Origin of the sequence: Agrobacterium sp. El2ro-1b, from assembly GCF_048298475.1 — a bacterium.
Classification (GTDB): domain Bacteria; phylum Pseudomonadota; class Alphaproteobacteria; order Rhizobiales; family Rhizobiaceae; genus Agrobacterium; species Agrobacterium fabrum.
The window spans coordinates 2,064,236-2,079,055 of sequence record NZ_CP103458.1 but is presented as its reverse complement, the minus strand read 5'-3'; the positions used below and the strand labels follow the sequence as shown (position 1 = coordinate 2,079,055).

Sequence of the window (14,820 nt, the reverse complement as noted above, 5' to 3'; positions counted from 1 at the left end):
ATGAATGCTGAAATGCCGCTTCCTCCCGTAAAAAAGGCGCTGCAAATCAACCTCCATCCTTTCGATGCTCCGCATGCGGCCCTTACCCTGCCGCATCAGCTGCGGGTCTGGGGCGGGCAGGTGGACCGTATTCTCCTGACGGTCGATACGGGGCAGGTGGGGGCCGGCCGGTACAAGGGCAACGGTTTCGATTCAGCGCGCCAGCGTCTCTTCGACATGCTGGACGAGATGCAGATCAACTATCCGCATCTGCATGTGGATATCGTCGATTACAGCGATGCGGCGCGCAGCGCGGTGACGCAGACCTTCTTTTCGCTCTCGCCAATCCCCTATCCCGCCAAGGCTTTCGACGGTGGGCCTTTCCATGTCTATTTTTACGGGCTGAAACGTGCCAATGCCCGCTACGTGCTGCATATGGACAGCGACATGATGTTCGGCGGCGGCAGCCCGAGCTGGTTCAGCGAGGCGGTTGCGCTGCAGAAGGCCAATCCGGATGCGCTGTGCATCACGCCCTTTTCCGGGCCGCCGACGGTGCGCGGCGATCTCGATATTTCCCGCCATGTCGGCATGCCCGGGGTGAAGAGCATCCCTGCGCCGCGCAAGCTGCCGTCGCGCATCCCCACCTGGCGTTTCGCCACCGTTTCCACGCGGCTTTTCATGATCGACATGGAGCGTTTCGCCAAGCGGATCGGCTCGCTGGAACTGCTGCGGCCGGATGTCAAACGGCGCATCCGCTCCCTTGCCTATAACCAGCAGCCGGTCTCCATGCCCGCCGAAGAAGTGCTGAGCACCAACATGATGCGCAGCGGCGTCCACCGGCTCGATTTTCTCGGTACGGGCAAGGGCATGTATTCGCTGCATCCGCCCTATCGTTCGCCGGAATTCTACGCGGCGCTCGCCTCAATCGTCGAGCGCATCGAAAAGGGCGATATTCCCGAAGGTCAGCTCGGCGACTTCGATATCAACGGATCGATGGTGGACTGGGGAAGCGCGCTCGCGGCCAAAACGCGCTCCAAACGCTACGCAAAAGCATTGCGCCATCTCATCGCTGCCAATGTCGGGCGTTTTACCAAGGCTTGAGGACGCCGCGCCCATGTGCCGTTGCGGTGCCGGGCAGGGGCCTTAATAGTCGGTGATGAGCTTGCTCCAGCTTTCCGAGCACAACCCGCCAATATAGATATCGCCGGCCAGCGCCTTTTCCCTCAGGGCGTCATCGCGCGTGGCCATGCAGAAATAGCCGTCATGGCGAAAGCTCATATGGTTCTGGCGATAAAGCGCGTTGATCAGAAAGGGCTGCGACATGCCGGTGATGTGGGCATAATTCTCGTCATCGAAGTGGCAGAACAGGGTGTTGAGGACATCGTTCTCGCGACCCTCGTCGCAGACGAGATTGAGCACATAGGCCGTCCGTCCCCGCTGGCCGAAAAACAGGGCGGCGCCCATGATATGGCCTTCGGCATTCTCGATCACCAGGCTTTTCAGTTCGCCGAGGCTTTCATTGGCCCGGCTCATCTCCACCAGCCAATGGAACTCCTCGGGGGACCATTCCGGACGAATGGAAAAACGCTCAATCTTTGCGAGCGCTTCGCGGCGGAAGGTTTCGTAGTCCACGGCCCTTACCCTGGCGCCGGCGACCTCATGCGGCCTCAAACCCTTCTTCCAGCGTCGCAGTATTCCATCCACGAAGCCAAGCGCCGTCAGGGCAAGCGTGGTTTTGGCCAGCTTCGAACGGCGGGGCATGCGCAACGCGATCGTGCAGAAGGGCTTGAGCGCCTTGTGCCATTGCAGGCTTTCGATCGGCAACATATTGCCACCGATCGCCACCCAGTGATCGGCGCTGACGGGGGAGGCCGTATCCGAGAACAACATGTCGTGTTTTGATGCCCGCATGCCGCGCGACAGGCGCGCTGCTCCGAGTGCACCGAGTTTGCCGTCCGATGCGAAGGCGCATAGCAGCCTCGCGGTAATGGTTTTTCCATGCACGACAAAACGCATGGGTATGGCAAGGATGACGCTGGTGACCCTCTCGCCCGTGTCGTAGACGACGCTGCCGTTTTCCGGGCTGAAGACGGGACTGCCGAAGAACAGTCTTTCGATATAGGAGCGGAAGTCGAAGTTGCGGTCCTGCCCGGTTTTCTTGAAGGCGCTGTTGAGCACGGCCTCGACGGCGGGAAGGTCATCGCTGCGCATGGGGCGAATACCGGTTGCGCTCAGCTGAGCCGGGCGTTGTGTCGACTGATCGCTGTTGCCATTGCCACTATGGGTGTGCATCTGAACGTCCACCGCCGGCCTCCAGCTTCTTGCGCATTGACTAAATCAACCACAGGAAGCGTATATTTGAACTTATTAATATAGATATAAAACCCTTGAAACGAGCCGCCCGCGAAGCGCCGTGAGAACATAAAATTCCATTGTCTCAGTCTGTTACGGGATATTTCCTGCGGTTGGTAGGTTAACAAATTATGTTTGAACGAGCAACCAACGGGTGAAATATGATGCAGATTTGACCGACGTTTCCGGGGTCTTGAAGTTTATTTTTCGGAAATGAAGGTCTTGGTCTTTCGCTGCGGATTTTGATTGCTTACGGCGGCGGCGAATAATCGCTGTGCTATCTCCCGTGCATCATGAATAACTAAAGAATGGGATTGTGCAGGAGACCCGTATTGCCGGCTATTCGAAGCACGCGTTTTCATGCCGGCGGCTTCCTGCAATGGGGCGCGCCCTGAGCCGGGGACGGTCCTCCGGCGCTCCTTGCGCAACAGGATTCGCCGTTAGTCCGCTCCAGATGAATTTTGAAATGATTTTTCGTGGCAAATATGTAAAAGAGCCGATTGTTGCGCGCGTTTGCACCAATTTTCGCTAAACATGCGCGGCTCAAGTCTTTGTTATTGTGCATGTCTCAGCGCGAAGCCCCGGCTGTTGGCGTGGCCGGCACAAAAAAACGGATCGGCAAGGTCAATAGATGACAGATAAAGGCGCCTGTGCGCTCGAGGCGGATGACATCCACAAGAGCTTCGGCACGCATGAAGTTTTGAAGGGCGTTTCGCTGAAAGCCCGCAAGGGCGATGTCATATCGATCATCGGCTCGTCCGGTTCCGGCAAGAGCACCTTCCTGCGCTGCATCAACTTTCTCGAAACGCCGGATCGCGGCCGGGTCATCGTCAATGGCGAAGAGATCGCCACGAAGGCCGGCAGGGACGGCAAGGCCGTGCCGAAAAGCTGGCGGCAGGTGGAAAAACTGCGCACCGGGCTTGGCATGGTGTTCCAGAATTTCAATCTCTGGGCCCATCGCACCGTTCTCGAAAACGTCATCGAGGCGCCCGTTCATGTTCTGGGCGTCAGGCGGCATGAAGCGATCGAAAAGGCCGAAGCCCTGCTGAACAAGGTCGGTCTCTATGACAAGAAAAACGCCTATCCGGCCTTTCTGTCCGGCGGGCAGCAGCAGCGCGCCGCCATTGCGCGCGCACTCTGCATGGAACCGGCAGTGATGCTGTTCGACGAACCCACCTCGGCGCTTGACCCGGAACTGGTGGGCGAAGTGCTGAAGGTCATCCGCGATCTGGCCGAGGAAGGCCGCACCATGCTGCTCGTCACCCACGAAATGCGCTTTGCGCGGGATGTTTCCTCGGAAGTCGTATTTCTGCATCAGGGCCGGGTGGAGGAAGCCGGGCCGCCGGCACAGGTGTTCGGCAATCCCACGAGCGCCCGCTGCCGGGAATTTACCGGCGCGCTGGCCAATTGACATTTTTACCTGACAGTCCGTTTTAACAGGAGAGACTTTAAATGAAATTCTTCGCCACGCTGCTTGCCGGAACGGCATTTGCGGTTTCCGCCTTCACCGCCAGCGCCGATGTCCGCTTCGGCATCATGAACGAATCCTACCCGCCCTTCTTTGCCAAGGATGCCAGCGGCAAGTGGCAGGGCTGGGAAATCGATCTCATGGACGCCGTCTGCGCGGAAATGAAGGAAAAATGCTCGATCGTCGAGCTGTCCTGGGATGGTCTCATCCCGGCGCTGCAAACGAAGAAGTTCGATGTCATCTGGTCGTCCATGTCGAACACGGAAGAGCGCCAGAAGGTGATCGATTTCACCAACAAATATTACAACACGCCGAGCAAGCTGATCGGCGCCAAGGATGGCAAGCCGGGTGCTGCGCCGGAAGACGTCAAGGGCAAGACCATCGGCATTCAGGTCGCGACCATCCAGTCCGAATATTACAAGAAATATTTCGCTGATGTCGCTGACGAAAAGACCTACCAGACGCTGGACGAGGCGTTTCAGGATCTGGCCGCCGGCCGTATCGACTATGTCTTCGGCGACTCGCTGGTTCTCGATGCCTTCGTGAAGAGCGATGCCGGCAAGGATTGCTGCGCCGACATGGGCAATGTGGCTGACGACAAGGAAATCCTCGGTCTCGGCGTTTCCGGCGGCCTGCGCAAGGACGATACGGAACTGAAGAACAAGCTGAACGCGGCTCTCGCCGCCGTCCGCGCCAGCGGGAAATATGACGAGATCACCAAGAAGTACTTCAGCTTCGATATTTACGGCAAATAAGCTCTGACCGGTCACATCAATGGCAAGCCTTGAAACCACGCTGCAACTGCTGTCACCCTATCCTCCGGGATGGGGCGGCACCCTTTTGAAGGGTGCGGCGTCGACGCTTGCCATTTCCGCCGGTGCTTATTTTATAGGTATCGTCATCGGGCTTGCCGGCGCGCTCGGCAAGCTTTCCGGCAACAGGCCGCTCGGCCTGCTGCTCAATCTCTACACGACGGCGATCCGCGCTGTTCCTGAACTGATCCTCATCGTCGGGCTTTATTATGCCGGCACCGACGGGTTGAACCGGCTGCTGCAACTGATGGGCCTGCCGCCGCTTGAGGTGAACGGGTTCGTTGCCGCCGTCGCGGTTCTGGGTTTCGTGCAGGGCGCCTATATGACCGAGGTGCTGCGCGGCGCGATCCTTGCCGTGCCGAACGGCCAGATCGAGGCGGCGCGGGCCTTCGGCATGTCGCCGTTCCTGCGTTTCCGCCGCGTGGTCTTGCCCGCCCTGCTGCCGAATGCGCTGCCGGGCCTTGCCAATCTCTGGCTTGCGGTGACCAAGGACAGTGCGCTGGTGGCCGTCGTCGGTTATCAGGAACTGGCGCTGGCGACGCGCCTGGCGGGGGCCAGCACCAAGCAATATTTCCTGTTCTTCCTGGCTGCGGCGTTTCTTTATCTTGCCATTACGCTCGTCTCTAACCTCGTCTTTTCACTGCTGGAACGCCGGGTGCGGCGCGGCCAGCCGGCTTTGGCCTGAGGGGGAACGGCATGGATTTTTCATGGGTCGCCAAATATTGGCCGCTGCTTCTCTCCGGTGCCTGGCAGACGCTGGCGCTGCTCGTCATCTCCGTCAGCATCGGTTTCGTGCTCGCCATCGGGCTTGCCTTCGCGCAGGTCAGCGGCGGGCGGGTGACGAAAATTCTGGCGCGCGCCTATTGCACCTTCTTCCGCGGCACGCCGCTTTTGATCCAGCTCTGGCTGCTTTATTACGGTGTCGGTTCGTTTCTGCCGATGATCCCCGGCCTGCGCCAGAGCTTCATGTGGCCGGTGCTGCGCGAGGGCTTCTTCTTCGCCGCCGTCAGCTTCACGCTGAATTACGCGGCCTATGAGGCCGAGGTGCTGCGCGGTGCGCTTCTGGCCGTGCCGAAGGGCGAGCTGGAGGCGGGCCGGGCTTTCGGCATGGGTCGTTTCACCCTCATTCGCCGCATCTGGCTGCCGCGCGCGATCCGCATCGCGCTGCCGACCATCGCCGGCGAGGTGGTGATGCAGCTCAAAGCCACGCCGCTTGCCTTCACCGTCACTGTCATGGATCTCTACGCCGTCGCCTACAAGGTGCGGCAGGATACGCTGCTGGTCTATGAGCCGCTGATCGTCGTCACCGTCTTTTATCTCATTCTCACCGCCATCATCGCCCGCTGTTTCGGCCTTGTCGAACGGCAGGTGCCGGTCCGGCGGTAAACCGTTCAAGGAGTATGAACATGGGCACTATCCGTATTCTCGACGGCGGCATGAGCCGCGAATTGCAGCGGCTCGGCGCCGAGCTGAAACAGCCGGAATGGTCGGCACTGGCGCTCATCGATGCGCCTGACATCGTGCGGCAGGTGCATGCGGAATTCATCGAGGCCGGTGCCGATGTCGTCACCACCAATTCTTATGCGCTGGTGCCGTTCCACATCGGCGAGGAGCGCTTTCAGAAGGATGGCGCGTCGCTGATCGCTCTTTCCGGCCAACTGGCGCGCGAGGCCGCGGATGCTTCCGGCCGCAAGGTGCTGGTTGCCGGTTCGCTGCCGCCGATCTTCGGCTCCTACGAGCCGCAGAATTTCGACGCCACGCGGGTGCAGGGCTATCTCAAGGTGCTGGTCGACAATCTCGCTCCCTCTGTCGACGTCTGGCTCGGCGAGACGCTGAGCCTGATCGCCGAGGGCGAAGCGGTGCGCCAGGCCGTTGCCGCAACGGATAAGCCGTTCTGGATCTCCTTCACGCTGAACGACGACGCGGCTGCGGTCGCCGGTGGCGAACCCGCGCTACGGTCAGGTGAAACGGTGAAGGCTGCCGCCGAATGGGCGGCACAATCGGGTGCGGCCGCCCTGCTGTTCAATTGCAGCAAGCCGGAAATCATGAAAGCCGCCGTCGAAACCGCCTCCGCCGTCTTTGCGGAAAAAGGCGTATCGCTGGAAATCGGCGTTTATGCCAATGCCTTTGAAGGCGAACAGGGCGATTCCGCCGCCAATGAAGGCCTGCACGGCACCCGCACCGACCTGACTGACGACGTTTATTCGCGTTTCGCCTGCTCCTGGGCGGATGCCGGCGCAACCATGATCGGCGGCTGCTGCGGCATCGGTGCTGCCCATATCCACACGGTGGCGACGGCATTGCGGCGCAACGCCGCCTGAGGCAGCCGGCGGCTTTCACGCCACTATCGGAAATGAATGCGGCGGGCTGAAAGGCCTGCCGCTTTTTTTGTCCGCGGCTATTGACCTCAACTATAGTTGAGGAATTATCAGGGCATGGAACACTTATCGAAGGACGTTCCATGACCGACAATTCCCCGGCGCTGAAGCTTACGCTGCTGTTCGTCGCCACGCTCACCATCATGGCCGGAACCACGGTTGCGCCCTCGTTGCCCGCCATCGAACAGAGCTTCCTGTTGACACCTGGTGTTGAGATCATGAGCCGCATGGTGCTGACATTGCCGTCGGTGTTCGTGGCGCTGTGTGCGCCAGTCGCCGGCGTGCTGGCGGACCGTTTTGGCCGCAAGCGGCTGCTGCTCGGCGCGATCCTGCTTTACAGCCTGTCCGGCATATCCGGCCTTTTTGCCGACAGTCTGGCTGGCCTGCTCGTCGGCCGCGCCTTTCTGGGTCTGGCGATTGGTGGCATCATGACTATCGGCACGGCGCTGGTGGGCGATTATTTCGAGGGGCCGACGCGGGAGCGTTATCTTGGCCTGCAACAGGCCTTCACCCAGCTGGGTGGCGTCGTTTTCGTGGTGGCGGGTGGATGGCTCGCGGATATCCACTGGCGCGCGCCCTTTGCTGTTTATGCCGTGGCGTTGCTCATCCTGCCGGCGGCCCTGTTTTTCCTGAGGGAACCGGCAAGGAACAGCAGCCGCGCCACGCAGAATGGCGAGCAGGGCCTTGCGGTCAACTGGATGCTGGTGGCCGTGCTGGCCATGGCGGTGTTTCTCGTCAATGCCCTGTTTTACACCATCCCCTCGCAATTGCCGTTCTTCCTGCGCGAGCTCGGGGTGTTTTCCGGAAGCGTCGCCGGATACGCCATCGGCATCTTCAATCTGGCCGGCGCGCTGATGGCGCTCAGCTTCGGGCGGTTGCGGGCGCGGATTGGCGTGACCGTCATTCTGGCGGCTGGACTGGTGCTGATGGCCACGGGCTTTGCGCTGCTTGCCACGGCCGGCGGTCTGGTCTCCATGCTGTCGGCGCTGGCCGTGGTGGGGGCTGGCCTTGGCGCCGTGATGCCGTCCATCATGTCCACGACGATCATGCTTGCGCCGCTGCGGTTGCGCGGGCGTATCGCCGGCATCGTCACGGCATCGATGTTTCTCGGACATTTCATATCGCCGCTGGCAAGCCAGCCCTGGATTGCCCGGTTTGGTTTCGCTGCGACCTATCGTGATATCGCCGTGGTCTTCGCCGTCATGGCCGGACTTGCCGCCATCGCCACGATCTTCCAGCGCCGCACCGGGATACGGAAAGCGCAGCCTCTCACCCGGAACGGGTGAGGCAAAGCGTGGGGCGGAGGCATGCCGCTGATACCGCCACAAACCGTTCGGGCTGGTGGTGAAGAACTCCGCCCAGCTTCTGCAGTTGTTCATGTCGCAAGCCAGTCGATATAAAGGAATTGTAAATTTTTAAAGTATAATTGTTTTATAGTTAAGCAAATAAAAGAGTATTATAAAGTACTGTTTTTCATTCTTCTTTCAGTCGCGGTCCGGCTTTTCCGCCTGTTGGGGGAAAACCGGACCACCGGAACAGGGGCCTGCCGAAACTTCAGGGGGCAGGTAATACCCGTTGCGGGCAGATGCATGATGCAGGTTGCGACCAGAGCCGATGATGCCGCTGATGAGGCCTTGATGATGAAGGCTTTCGACGTGCAATGTCATTTTTGCCGAACACCTCCGGCACGGGAAAGGAGCGGCGTCCATTTCAGGAGCTTCCCGTGTCCTTTTTTAAAAATGCCAGCATCCGCACCAAAATCCTGTCGCTCATTTTGCCGCTTTGCATCGTCGGCCTCGGCGCGGTCGCCTTCATGGCTACCCGTTACAAGGAGGCGGATACGCTCAATTCGAAATTTATCACCAGCGATAATGCTGCTCTGGTCCAACTGGCACAGGCAAACCGCAATCTCGTCGCGCTGGGCTATAGCGCCTATCAGATCATGGCCTATGATGCCAAGGGACCGGAGATAAAGGGTGCCAAGGATGCCTATGAGAATGCCAAGAGAAGACTTTTCGAGCGCTTGAACACCGTAAAGTCGATTTTCCCCGAGGAGGCCGCTGAAATGGATTCCTTCATTGCCCGGTCAAAGGCCATCGTGGCAATGACGGACAAGGCTGTGGAGCTGGGACTTTCGGATCGTAACCTGGAGGCCGCCGCGCAGCTTTTAACAGCTGACGCTGCCATGAAAAGCGCTTCTGCCGCCGTTACGGCGCAGCTGGAAAAGCTCGAAAAGGGTGTAGCCGTGGAGGCCGAGCAAATGACCGTCGAGGCCAATTCGATCATTGTCACCTCATTGGTCGTTGTCGGAGTTGCCTTTACGGCGAACATCATTCTGGCGCTGTTCGTGGCCTCGCGTGGCATCACCGCGCCGATTGCCCGGCTGCGCGAGCGCATGGTGTCGCTTGCCGGTGGCGAGACGGCGGCCGAGATCGACGGCATGGACCGGAAGGACGAAGTTGGCCAGATGGCGGTCGCGGTGCAGGTGTTCCGCGAGAACGCCATCGAGCGCATCCGTCTCGAGCAGGAAACCGAAGCCAACCGGTCGATGTCGGAGAAAGACCGCATCGAGCGCGAGCAGCAGAAGGCAAAAGAGGCCGCCGACGTCAAATTCGCCGTCGACAATCTGGCGGCTGGTCTTTCGAAGCTTTCGGACGGCGATGTTTCCTATCGCATCGACCAGCCGTTCACGGCAACGCTCGACGGTGTGCGCAATGACTTCAACATGTCGGCCGAGAAGCTGCAATCGGCACTGACCCGGGTGGCGCAGAATGCCGGCGGTATCGGTGCAGGAGCAAACGAGATCAAGTCGGCTGCCGATGATCTGGCCAAGCGCACCGAACAGCAGGCTGCTGCGGTCGAAGAAACCGCCGCGGCCCTTGAGGAAATCACCACGACGGTGCGGGACTCCACCCGGCGTGCGCAGGAGGCGGGCCAGATCGTCGGCCGCGCCAAGGCGGGTGCCGAACAATCCGGCGAAGTGGTGCGCCGCGCCGTGATCGCCATGGAGCAGATCTCCAAATCCGCCAACGAGATCAGCAACATCATCGGCGTGATCGACGAGATCGCCTTCCAGACCAATCTTCTGGCGTTGAATGCCGGTGTTGAGGCAGCAAGGGCGGGTGAAGCCGGCAAGGGTTTTGCCGTCGTCGCACAGGAAGTGCGCGAGCTTGCGCAACGGTCCGCCAGTGCGGCCAAGGAGATCAAGGCACTGATCACCACCTCGAACGATCAGGTGCAGCAAGGCGTGCAGCTGGTGGGTGACACCGGCAAGGCGCTGGCGACGATTGTCTCGGAAGTGCAGGAAATCAACCGGCACGTCGTTTCCATCGTGGAATCCGCGCAGGAGCAGTCTTCTGGATTGCAGCAGATCAATACGGCTGTGAACCAGATGGATCAGGACACGCAGAAGAATGCGGCCATGGTGGAGGAGACCAATGCCGCCAGCCATAACCTCGCCAAGGAAGTGGCTTCGCTCAACCAGCTGCTTTCGCAGTTCAGACTGGCTGAGGGTGCCTATCAGCAGAAGAGCCAACTCGCTCCGATGCGCAGCGTCGGCGGCGGTGATAGAGCGGTGGCGTCTCCCGTCCGCGCGTTGGGCCGCAAGCTTGCTTCTGCATTCTCGGGCAATGCCGCGCTCGATACATCGAAGGGCGACTGGCAGGAGTTCTAAAGCGGAAGCGGCCCCGCATTCTTAGGTCTAAACCCAGACCTAACTGTACGGTATGACCGAAGGCAAAATGCCACGCAGGCGGAAATCGTCTGCGTGGCATAATTTATGGCGGCCTCGCATCATCAGTGTCTATTCTTGCAGGACGGCTCGCCCGGTAGTCTTGATGGTCGAGGCCCTTGATCCGTCATCGCAGGGACCAATCCGGGTTTCTTTGTGAACGGATTATAAAGTTTTTTATTATAATATTATTGTAGGAAAATAGATTGACGCCTTACCCGGCGCTCTTGCGTTCTTTTCCCGAAAAATTGAGGCTGTGCCTGCCGTGTCCGGCGGAGTAGCATCGTCGGGTCTCATCCGTGTTGACGAAGGCGTATCTGCTGGCCTTCACCTCGCGGCGAACCTGCAAGCGGTCAGTTAAGCCTTGATGATGAAGGCGTTTGACGTGCAATGTCATTTTCGCCGCACACCTCCGGCACGGGAAAGGAGCGGCCTCCCACCTTTAGAGGTTTCCCGTGTCCTTTCTTAAAAACGCCAGTATTCGCACAAAAATCCTTTCGATCCTTTTGCCCCTGTGCGTCGTTGGTCTTGCCGCCACCGCCTTCATGGCCAGCCGCTACAAGGCTGCGGACAACGCCTATTCTGATTTCATCACCAATGACAATGCCGCACTGGTGGAGCTGACGGGTGCCAACCGCAACCTTGCTGCTTTGGCTTATGGTGCCTATCAGGTTATGGCTTACGACCCGAAGGGGTCGGATATAAAGTTTGCGCAGCAAAGCTATGAGGACAATAAGAAGCAGCTGCAGGCTCGTCTAGAGGCAGGCAAATCGGCTTTCCCTCAGGAGGCCACGGTCTTGAACGCCTTGATTGCGCAGATCAAGGACGTGACCGCACTCACTGACAAGGCTGTTGAGGCTGGTCTTGTAGACCGCAACGAAGAAGCAAGCGCATTGCTGCTGACGGCGGATAAATCAGTCCGAACAATCGTTGCTGACATGGGCGTACTACGCGACAAGCTTGCCAAGGGCATCATCAAAGCCAGCAACGATCTGAGTGCCGAAACTAGTTCAACGATCCTGACCTCGCTTGTCGTCGTGGGTGCCGCTTTTGCGGTCGGCATCATTTTCGCACTCTTCGTGGCTTCGCGTGGTATCACCGCGCCGATTGCCCGGCTGCGCGAGCGTATGGTGTCGCTTGCCGGTGGCGAGACGGTGGCCGAGATCGACGGCATGGACCGGAAGGACGAAGTTGGCCAGATGGCGGTCGCGGTGCAGGTGTTCCGCGAGAACGCCATCGAGCGCATCCGTCTCGAGCAGGAAACCGAAGCCAACCGGTCGATGTCGGAGAAAGACCGCATCGAGCGCGAGCAGCAGAAGGCAAAAGAGGCCGCCGACGTCAAATTCGCCGTCGACAATCTGGCGGCTGGTCTTTCGAAGCTTTCGGACGGCGATGTTTCCTATCGCATCGACCAGCCGTTCACGGCAACGCTCGACGGTGTGCGCAATGACTTCAACATGTCGGCCGAGAAGCTGCAATCGGCACTGACCCGGGTGGCGCAGAATGCCGGCGGTATCGGTGCAGGAGCAAACGAGATCAAGTCGGCTGCCGATGATCTGGCCAAGCGCACCGAACAGCAGGCTGCTGCGGTCGAAGAAACCGCCGCGGCCCTTGAGGAAATCACCACGACGGTGCGGGACTCCACCCGGCGTGCGCAGGAGGCGGGCCAGATCGTCGGCCGCGCCAAGGCGGGTGCCGAACAATCCGGCGAAGTGGTGCGCCGCGCCGTGATCGCCATGGAGCAGATCTCCAAATCCGCCAACGAGATCAGCAACATCATCGGCGTGATCGACGAGATCGCCTTCCAGACCAATCTTCTGGCGTTGAATGCCGGTGTTGAGGCAGCAAGGGCGGGTGAAGCCGGCAAGGGTTTTGCCGTCGTCGCACAGGAAGTGCGCGAGCTTGCGCAACGGTCCGCCAGTGCGGCCAAGGAGATCAAGGCACTGATCACCACCTCGAACGATCAGGTGCAGCAAGGCGTGCAGCTGGTGGGTGACACCGGCAAGGCGCTGGCGACGATTGTCTCGGAAGTGCAGGAAATCAACCGGCACGTCGTTTCCATCGTGGAATCCGCGCAGGAGCAGTCTTCTGGATTGCAGCAGATCAATACGGCTGTGAACCAGATGGATCAGGACACGCAGAAGAATGCGGCCATGGTGGAAGAGACCAATGCCGCCAGCCATAACCTCGCCAAGGAGGTGGCTTCGCTCAACCAGCTGCTCGCCCAGTTCAAGCTGGCCGACGGCAGCTATCAGGCGAAAGCCCAGCCTGCGCCCGTTCGCAGCGCCGGCAACGAGAGATCCGTCGCCTCTCCGGCGCGTGCGCTCGGGCGCAAGCTTGCTTCGGCATTCTCCGGCAATGCTGCACTCGATACATCGAAGGGCGACTGGCAGGAGTTCTGATCGCCTCTTGACGTTCGGGCGGTCATCCGCCCGATAACGGCAGACCGGTGGTTTCGTCCGCCGGCGGGCCTGGAGACATGTCGCGCAGGTTTTATTCCTGCGCGGCATATATGGGCGTCATCGATTCGGGATCGTTTGTCTCCGCTACGCTTCAAAATGGATGAGGTTCATGTTTGAGAGATTGACCCAGCGGCTTGCGTTTCCTCTCACGCGGTACAGCCATCATCGCCGCGACCCAGATAGTGGGCGGAAACCTGAACCCGGCGCTGGCTTTCGACGCGGAATCCCGTGCCTTATGGGGTGCCGACGTCATGAGGCCCCCGACAAATCCTTCGTCAGCGCATCGATACGGCCTGGTCCTGCCGGCGCGACCTGCCGCCATAGCCACGTCTGAAAAGCCTGATCAGCGGTTTCTCGAACAGGAAATGCGCAGAGATCGACACGGCCACTGCAACGATGATGATGACGGTACCCGCGAGAAATCCGGGCGCCAGTATCTTATGGACGATCGAAATCACCAGGCCGTGCAGAAGATAAAGGGCGTAGGACGAATCCCCGACAATCTCGATGGGTTTCAGCACGCGTCTGGGCCATAATCCGCCATTCTCCAGCCATACGCATCCGGCCACAAGGAAAAAGGCAGGCACGCCCCAGGTCATCAGGCGCAACATTCCGGATTGCTCGCTTATCATCGCCGCCGCAACGAAACCGGTCAGTGATATGACAAGCGCGGCGATACCCGCCTGCACGCCCTGGAACATGAAACGCGACAGCAGCAGTCCGCCCAGAAACTCCAGCAAGAGCGGTGAGGTCCAGGTTTGCATGAACGGGGATTGCGAAGGGAAAACCTGCCCTGCCAAGGCCATGACGGACAGGATGCCGACCGTTACCGCCAGCGGCGCGCGCAGGGCAAGTCCAAGCGCGAAGACAATATAGAAGAACATTTCCATATTGAGGGTCCAGCCCACGACCAAGAGCGGAACCACCTCACCGTTTTCGCCAGCATAGGGAATAAAGAGCAGCGATTTCCATAGATGTTCGAGGGTGAAGGTAAAGGTGGAAAAAACGCCCGCCATCGCCCCGACGCACATCAACAGGGTCACGGCCCAATACAGAGGCACGATGCGGACCAGCCTGTGGTATAAAAATGCTCCCGGCCCGGCTGTCGTTGCGAAAGATCCCATGATGAGGCCGGAGATGACAAAAAAGACATCCACGCCAGCGGCGCCAATCGTGAACGGTTCGCCGATTATATGAAACAGCAGCACCGAAAACGCCGCGAGCGCCCTCAGAAACTGGATGGAATAAACCTTTTGCATCGACACCCCTGAGATCTCAACCGTTCACGTTGCTTGCCTCAAAAACGAGGCAGCGGTTCGCACCCCATCGAAAAAGTCGCCGCATTACACTCATCCGATGCTTGCAAGAATTGATGGTGTATATGTTCAAAAAATACTTAAAATCTGAAGAACCCTGCGAGCGGAATTATTCTTTCTTGACGCGGCGGTGGTCGGCGCAATCGGGTAACCATCCTGATCACGGGCGCTATGTACCGCGGCGAGCTCATCTTTGGTAGCGTTGGCGCAATCGGCGCACGGGCCCGGTCTCCCCGGCCAGATGTCTCTCACCATATGCCCATCCGTCGCCGTGTCTGAAAATCTGCTATTCCTCCGTGTATTATGAATAACTAAAAAATAGG

The 14,820-nt window shown here is 59.4% G+C and carries 12 protein-coding genes; 9 read left to right on the top strand and 3 right to left on the bottom strand.

The window, feature by feature from the left end; translation table 11 throughout:
* Nucleotides 1-1,080: a polysaccharide biosynthesis glycosyltransferase UppG gene (gene uppG / locus NYR50_RS10320; protein ID WP_418137288.1), complete on the top strand. Its 1,080-nt coding sequence runs from the start codon at nucleotides 1-3 to the stop codon at nucleotides 1,078-1,080.
* Nucleotides 1,081-1,122: 42 nt separating this feature from the next.
* On the opposite strand, the gene NYR50_RS10315 is transcribed toward uppG, so the two are convergent.
* On the bottom strand, nucleotides 1,123-2,190 hold the full coding sequence (locus tag NYR50_RS10315) for a GNAT family N-acetyltransferase (RefSeq protein WP_418137287.1): 1,068 nt from the start codon (nucleotides 2,188-2,190) through the stop codon (nucleotides 1,123-1,125).
* Between the two features lie 772 nt (nucleotides 2,191-2,962).
* Between NYR50_RS10315 and NYR50_RS10310 the strand changes: the two genes are divergently transcribed.
* The 6 genes from NYR50_RS10310 (at nucleotide 2,963) to NYR50_RS10285 (ending at nucleotide 8,275) form a co-directional block, all read left to right on the top strand.
* On the top strand, nucleotides 2,963-3,742 hold the full coding sequence (locus NYR50_RS10310) for an ABC transporter ATP-binding protein (protein WP_418135869.1): 780 nt from the start codon (nucleotides 2,963-2,965) through the stop codon (nucleotides 3,740-3,742).
* A gap of 41 nt (nucleotides 3,743-3,783) precedes the next feature.
* Entirely contained in the window at nucleotides 3,784-4,554 is a 771-nt protein-coding gene (locus tag NYR50_RS10305; protein WP_230060812.1) for a transporter substrate-binding domain-containing protein, read from the top strand.
* Between the two features lie 19 nt (nucleotides 4,555-4,573).
* The gene (locus NYR50_RS10300) at nucleotides 4,574-5,296 is read left to right on the top strand and encodes an ABC transporter permease (RefSeq protein WP_418135868.1); all 723 of its coding nucleotides are present in this window, start codon (nucleotides 4,574-4,576) and stop codon (nucleotides 5,294-5,296) included.
* 11 nt (nucleotides 5,297-5,307) lie between these two features.
* Nucleotides 5,308-5,997, top strand: coding sequence for an ABC transporter permease (locus NYR50_RS10295; RefSeq protein ID WP_006311750.1), 690 nt, complete (start codon nucleotides 5,308-5,310; stop codon nucleotides 5,995-5,997).
* 20 nt (nucleotides 5,998-6,017) lie between these two features.
* Entirely contained in the window at nucleotides 6,018-6,932 is a 915-nt protein-coding gene (locus NYR50_RS10290) for a homocysteine S-methyltransferase family protein (protein ID WP_418135867.1), read from the top strand.
* Between the two features lie 140 nt (nucleotides 6,933-7,072).
* Nucleotides 7,073-8,275: an MFS transporter gene (locus NYR50_RS10285; protein ID WP_418135866.1), complete on the top strand. Its 1,203-nt coding sequence runs from the start codon at nucleotides 7,073-7,075 to the stop codon at nucleotides 8,273-8,275.
* A gap of 198 nt (nucleotides 8,276-8,473) precedes the next feature.
* Here NYR50_RS10285 and NYR50_RS10280 read toward each other — a convergent pair whose 3' ends face one another.
* Nucleotides 8,474-8,656, bottom strand: a complete 183-nt coding sequence (locus tag NYR50_RS10280; protein WP_418135865.1) for a hypothetical protein — start codon at nucleotides 8,654-8,656, stop codon at nucleotides 8,474-8,476.
* 56 nt (nucleotides 8,657-8,712) lie between these two features.
* Between NYR50_RS10280 and NYR50_RS10275 the strand changes: the two genes are divergently transcribed.
* Both NYR50_RS10275 and NYR50_RS10270 read left to right on the top strand, forming a co-directional pair.
* Entirely contained in the window at nucleotides 8,713-10,662 is a 1,950-nt protein-coding gene (locus NYR50_RS10275) for a methyl-accepting chemotaxis protein (protein ID WP_418135864.1), read from the top strand.
* A 512-nt stretch (nucleotides 10,663-11,174) separates the two neighbouring features.
* The gene (locus NYR50_RS10270) at nucleotides 11,175-13,121 is read left to right on the top strand and encodes a methyl-accepting chemotaxis protein (RefSeq protein WP_418135863.1); all 1,947 of its coding nucleotides are present in this window, start codon (nucleotides 11,175-11,177) and stop codon (nucleotides 13,119-13,121) included.
* Nucleotides 13,122-13,456: 335 nt separating this feature from the next.
* Here the strand turns inward: NYR50_RS10270 and uppZ are convergent, their stop codons facing one another.
* Nucleotides 13,457-14,440 carry a polysaccharide biosynthesis acyltransferase UppZ gene (uppZ, locus tag NYR50_RS10265; protein WP_418135862.1) on the bottom strand — a complete coding sequence of 328 codons (984 nt, stop codon included), beginning with the start codon at nucleotides 14,438-14,440 and terminating at the stop codon, nucleotides 13,457-13,459.
* Nucleotides 14,441-14,820 lie beyond the last annotated feature (380 nt).

Bases quoted from the DNA above. Each gene is read 5' to 3' on its own strand.
- NYR50_RS10290 (WP_418135867.1), top strand. From the start codon at position 6,018: ATGGGCACTATCCGTATTCTCGACGGCGGCATGAGCCGCGAATTGCAG.
- NYR50_RS10310 (WP_418135869.1), top strand. From the start codon at position 2,963: ATGACAGATAAAGGCGCCTGTGCGCTCGAGGCGGATGACATCCACAAG.
- NYR50_RS10300 (WP_418135868.1), top strand. From the start codon at position 4,574: ATGGCAAGCCTTGAAACCACGCTGCAACTGCTGTCACCCTATCCTCCG.
- NYR50_RS10295 (WP_006311750.1), top strand. From the start codon at position 5,308: ATGGATTTTTCATGGGTCGCCAAATATTGGCCGCTGCTTCTCTCCGGT.
- uppG (WP_418137288.1), top strand. From the start codon at position 1: ATGAATGCTGAAATGCCGCTTCCTCCCGTAAAAAAGGCGCTGCAAATC.
- NYR50_RS10285 (WP_418135866.1), top strand. From the start codon at position 7,073: ATGACCGACAATTCCCCGGCGCTGAAGCTTACGCTGCTGTTCGTCGCC.
- NYR50_RS10305 (WP_230060812.1), top strand. From the start codon at position 3,784: ATGAAATTCTTCGCCACGCTGCTTGCCGGAACGGCATTTGCGGTTTCC.
- NYR50_RS10280 (WP_418135865.1), bottom strand. From the start codon at position 8,656: ATGACATTGCACGTCGAAAGCCTTCATCATCAAGGCCTCATCAGCGGC.
- uppZ (WP_418135862.1), bottom strand. From the start codon at position 14,440: ATGCAAAAGGTTTATTCCATCCAGTTTCTGAGGGCGCTCGCGGCGTTT.
- NYR50_RS10315 (WP_418137287.1), bottom strand. From the start codon at position 2,190: ATGCGCAGCGATGACCTTCCCGCCGTCGAGGCCGTGCTCAACAGCGCC.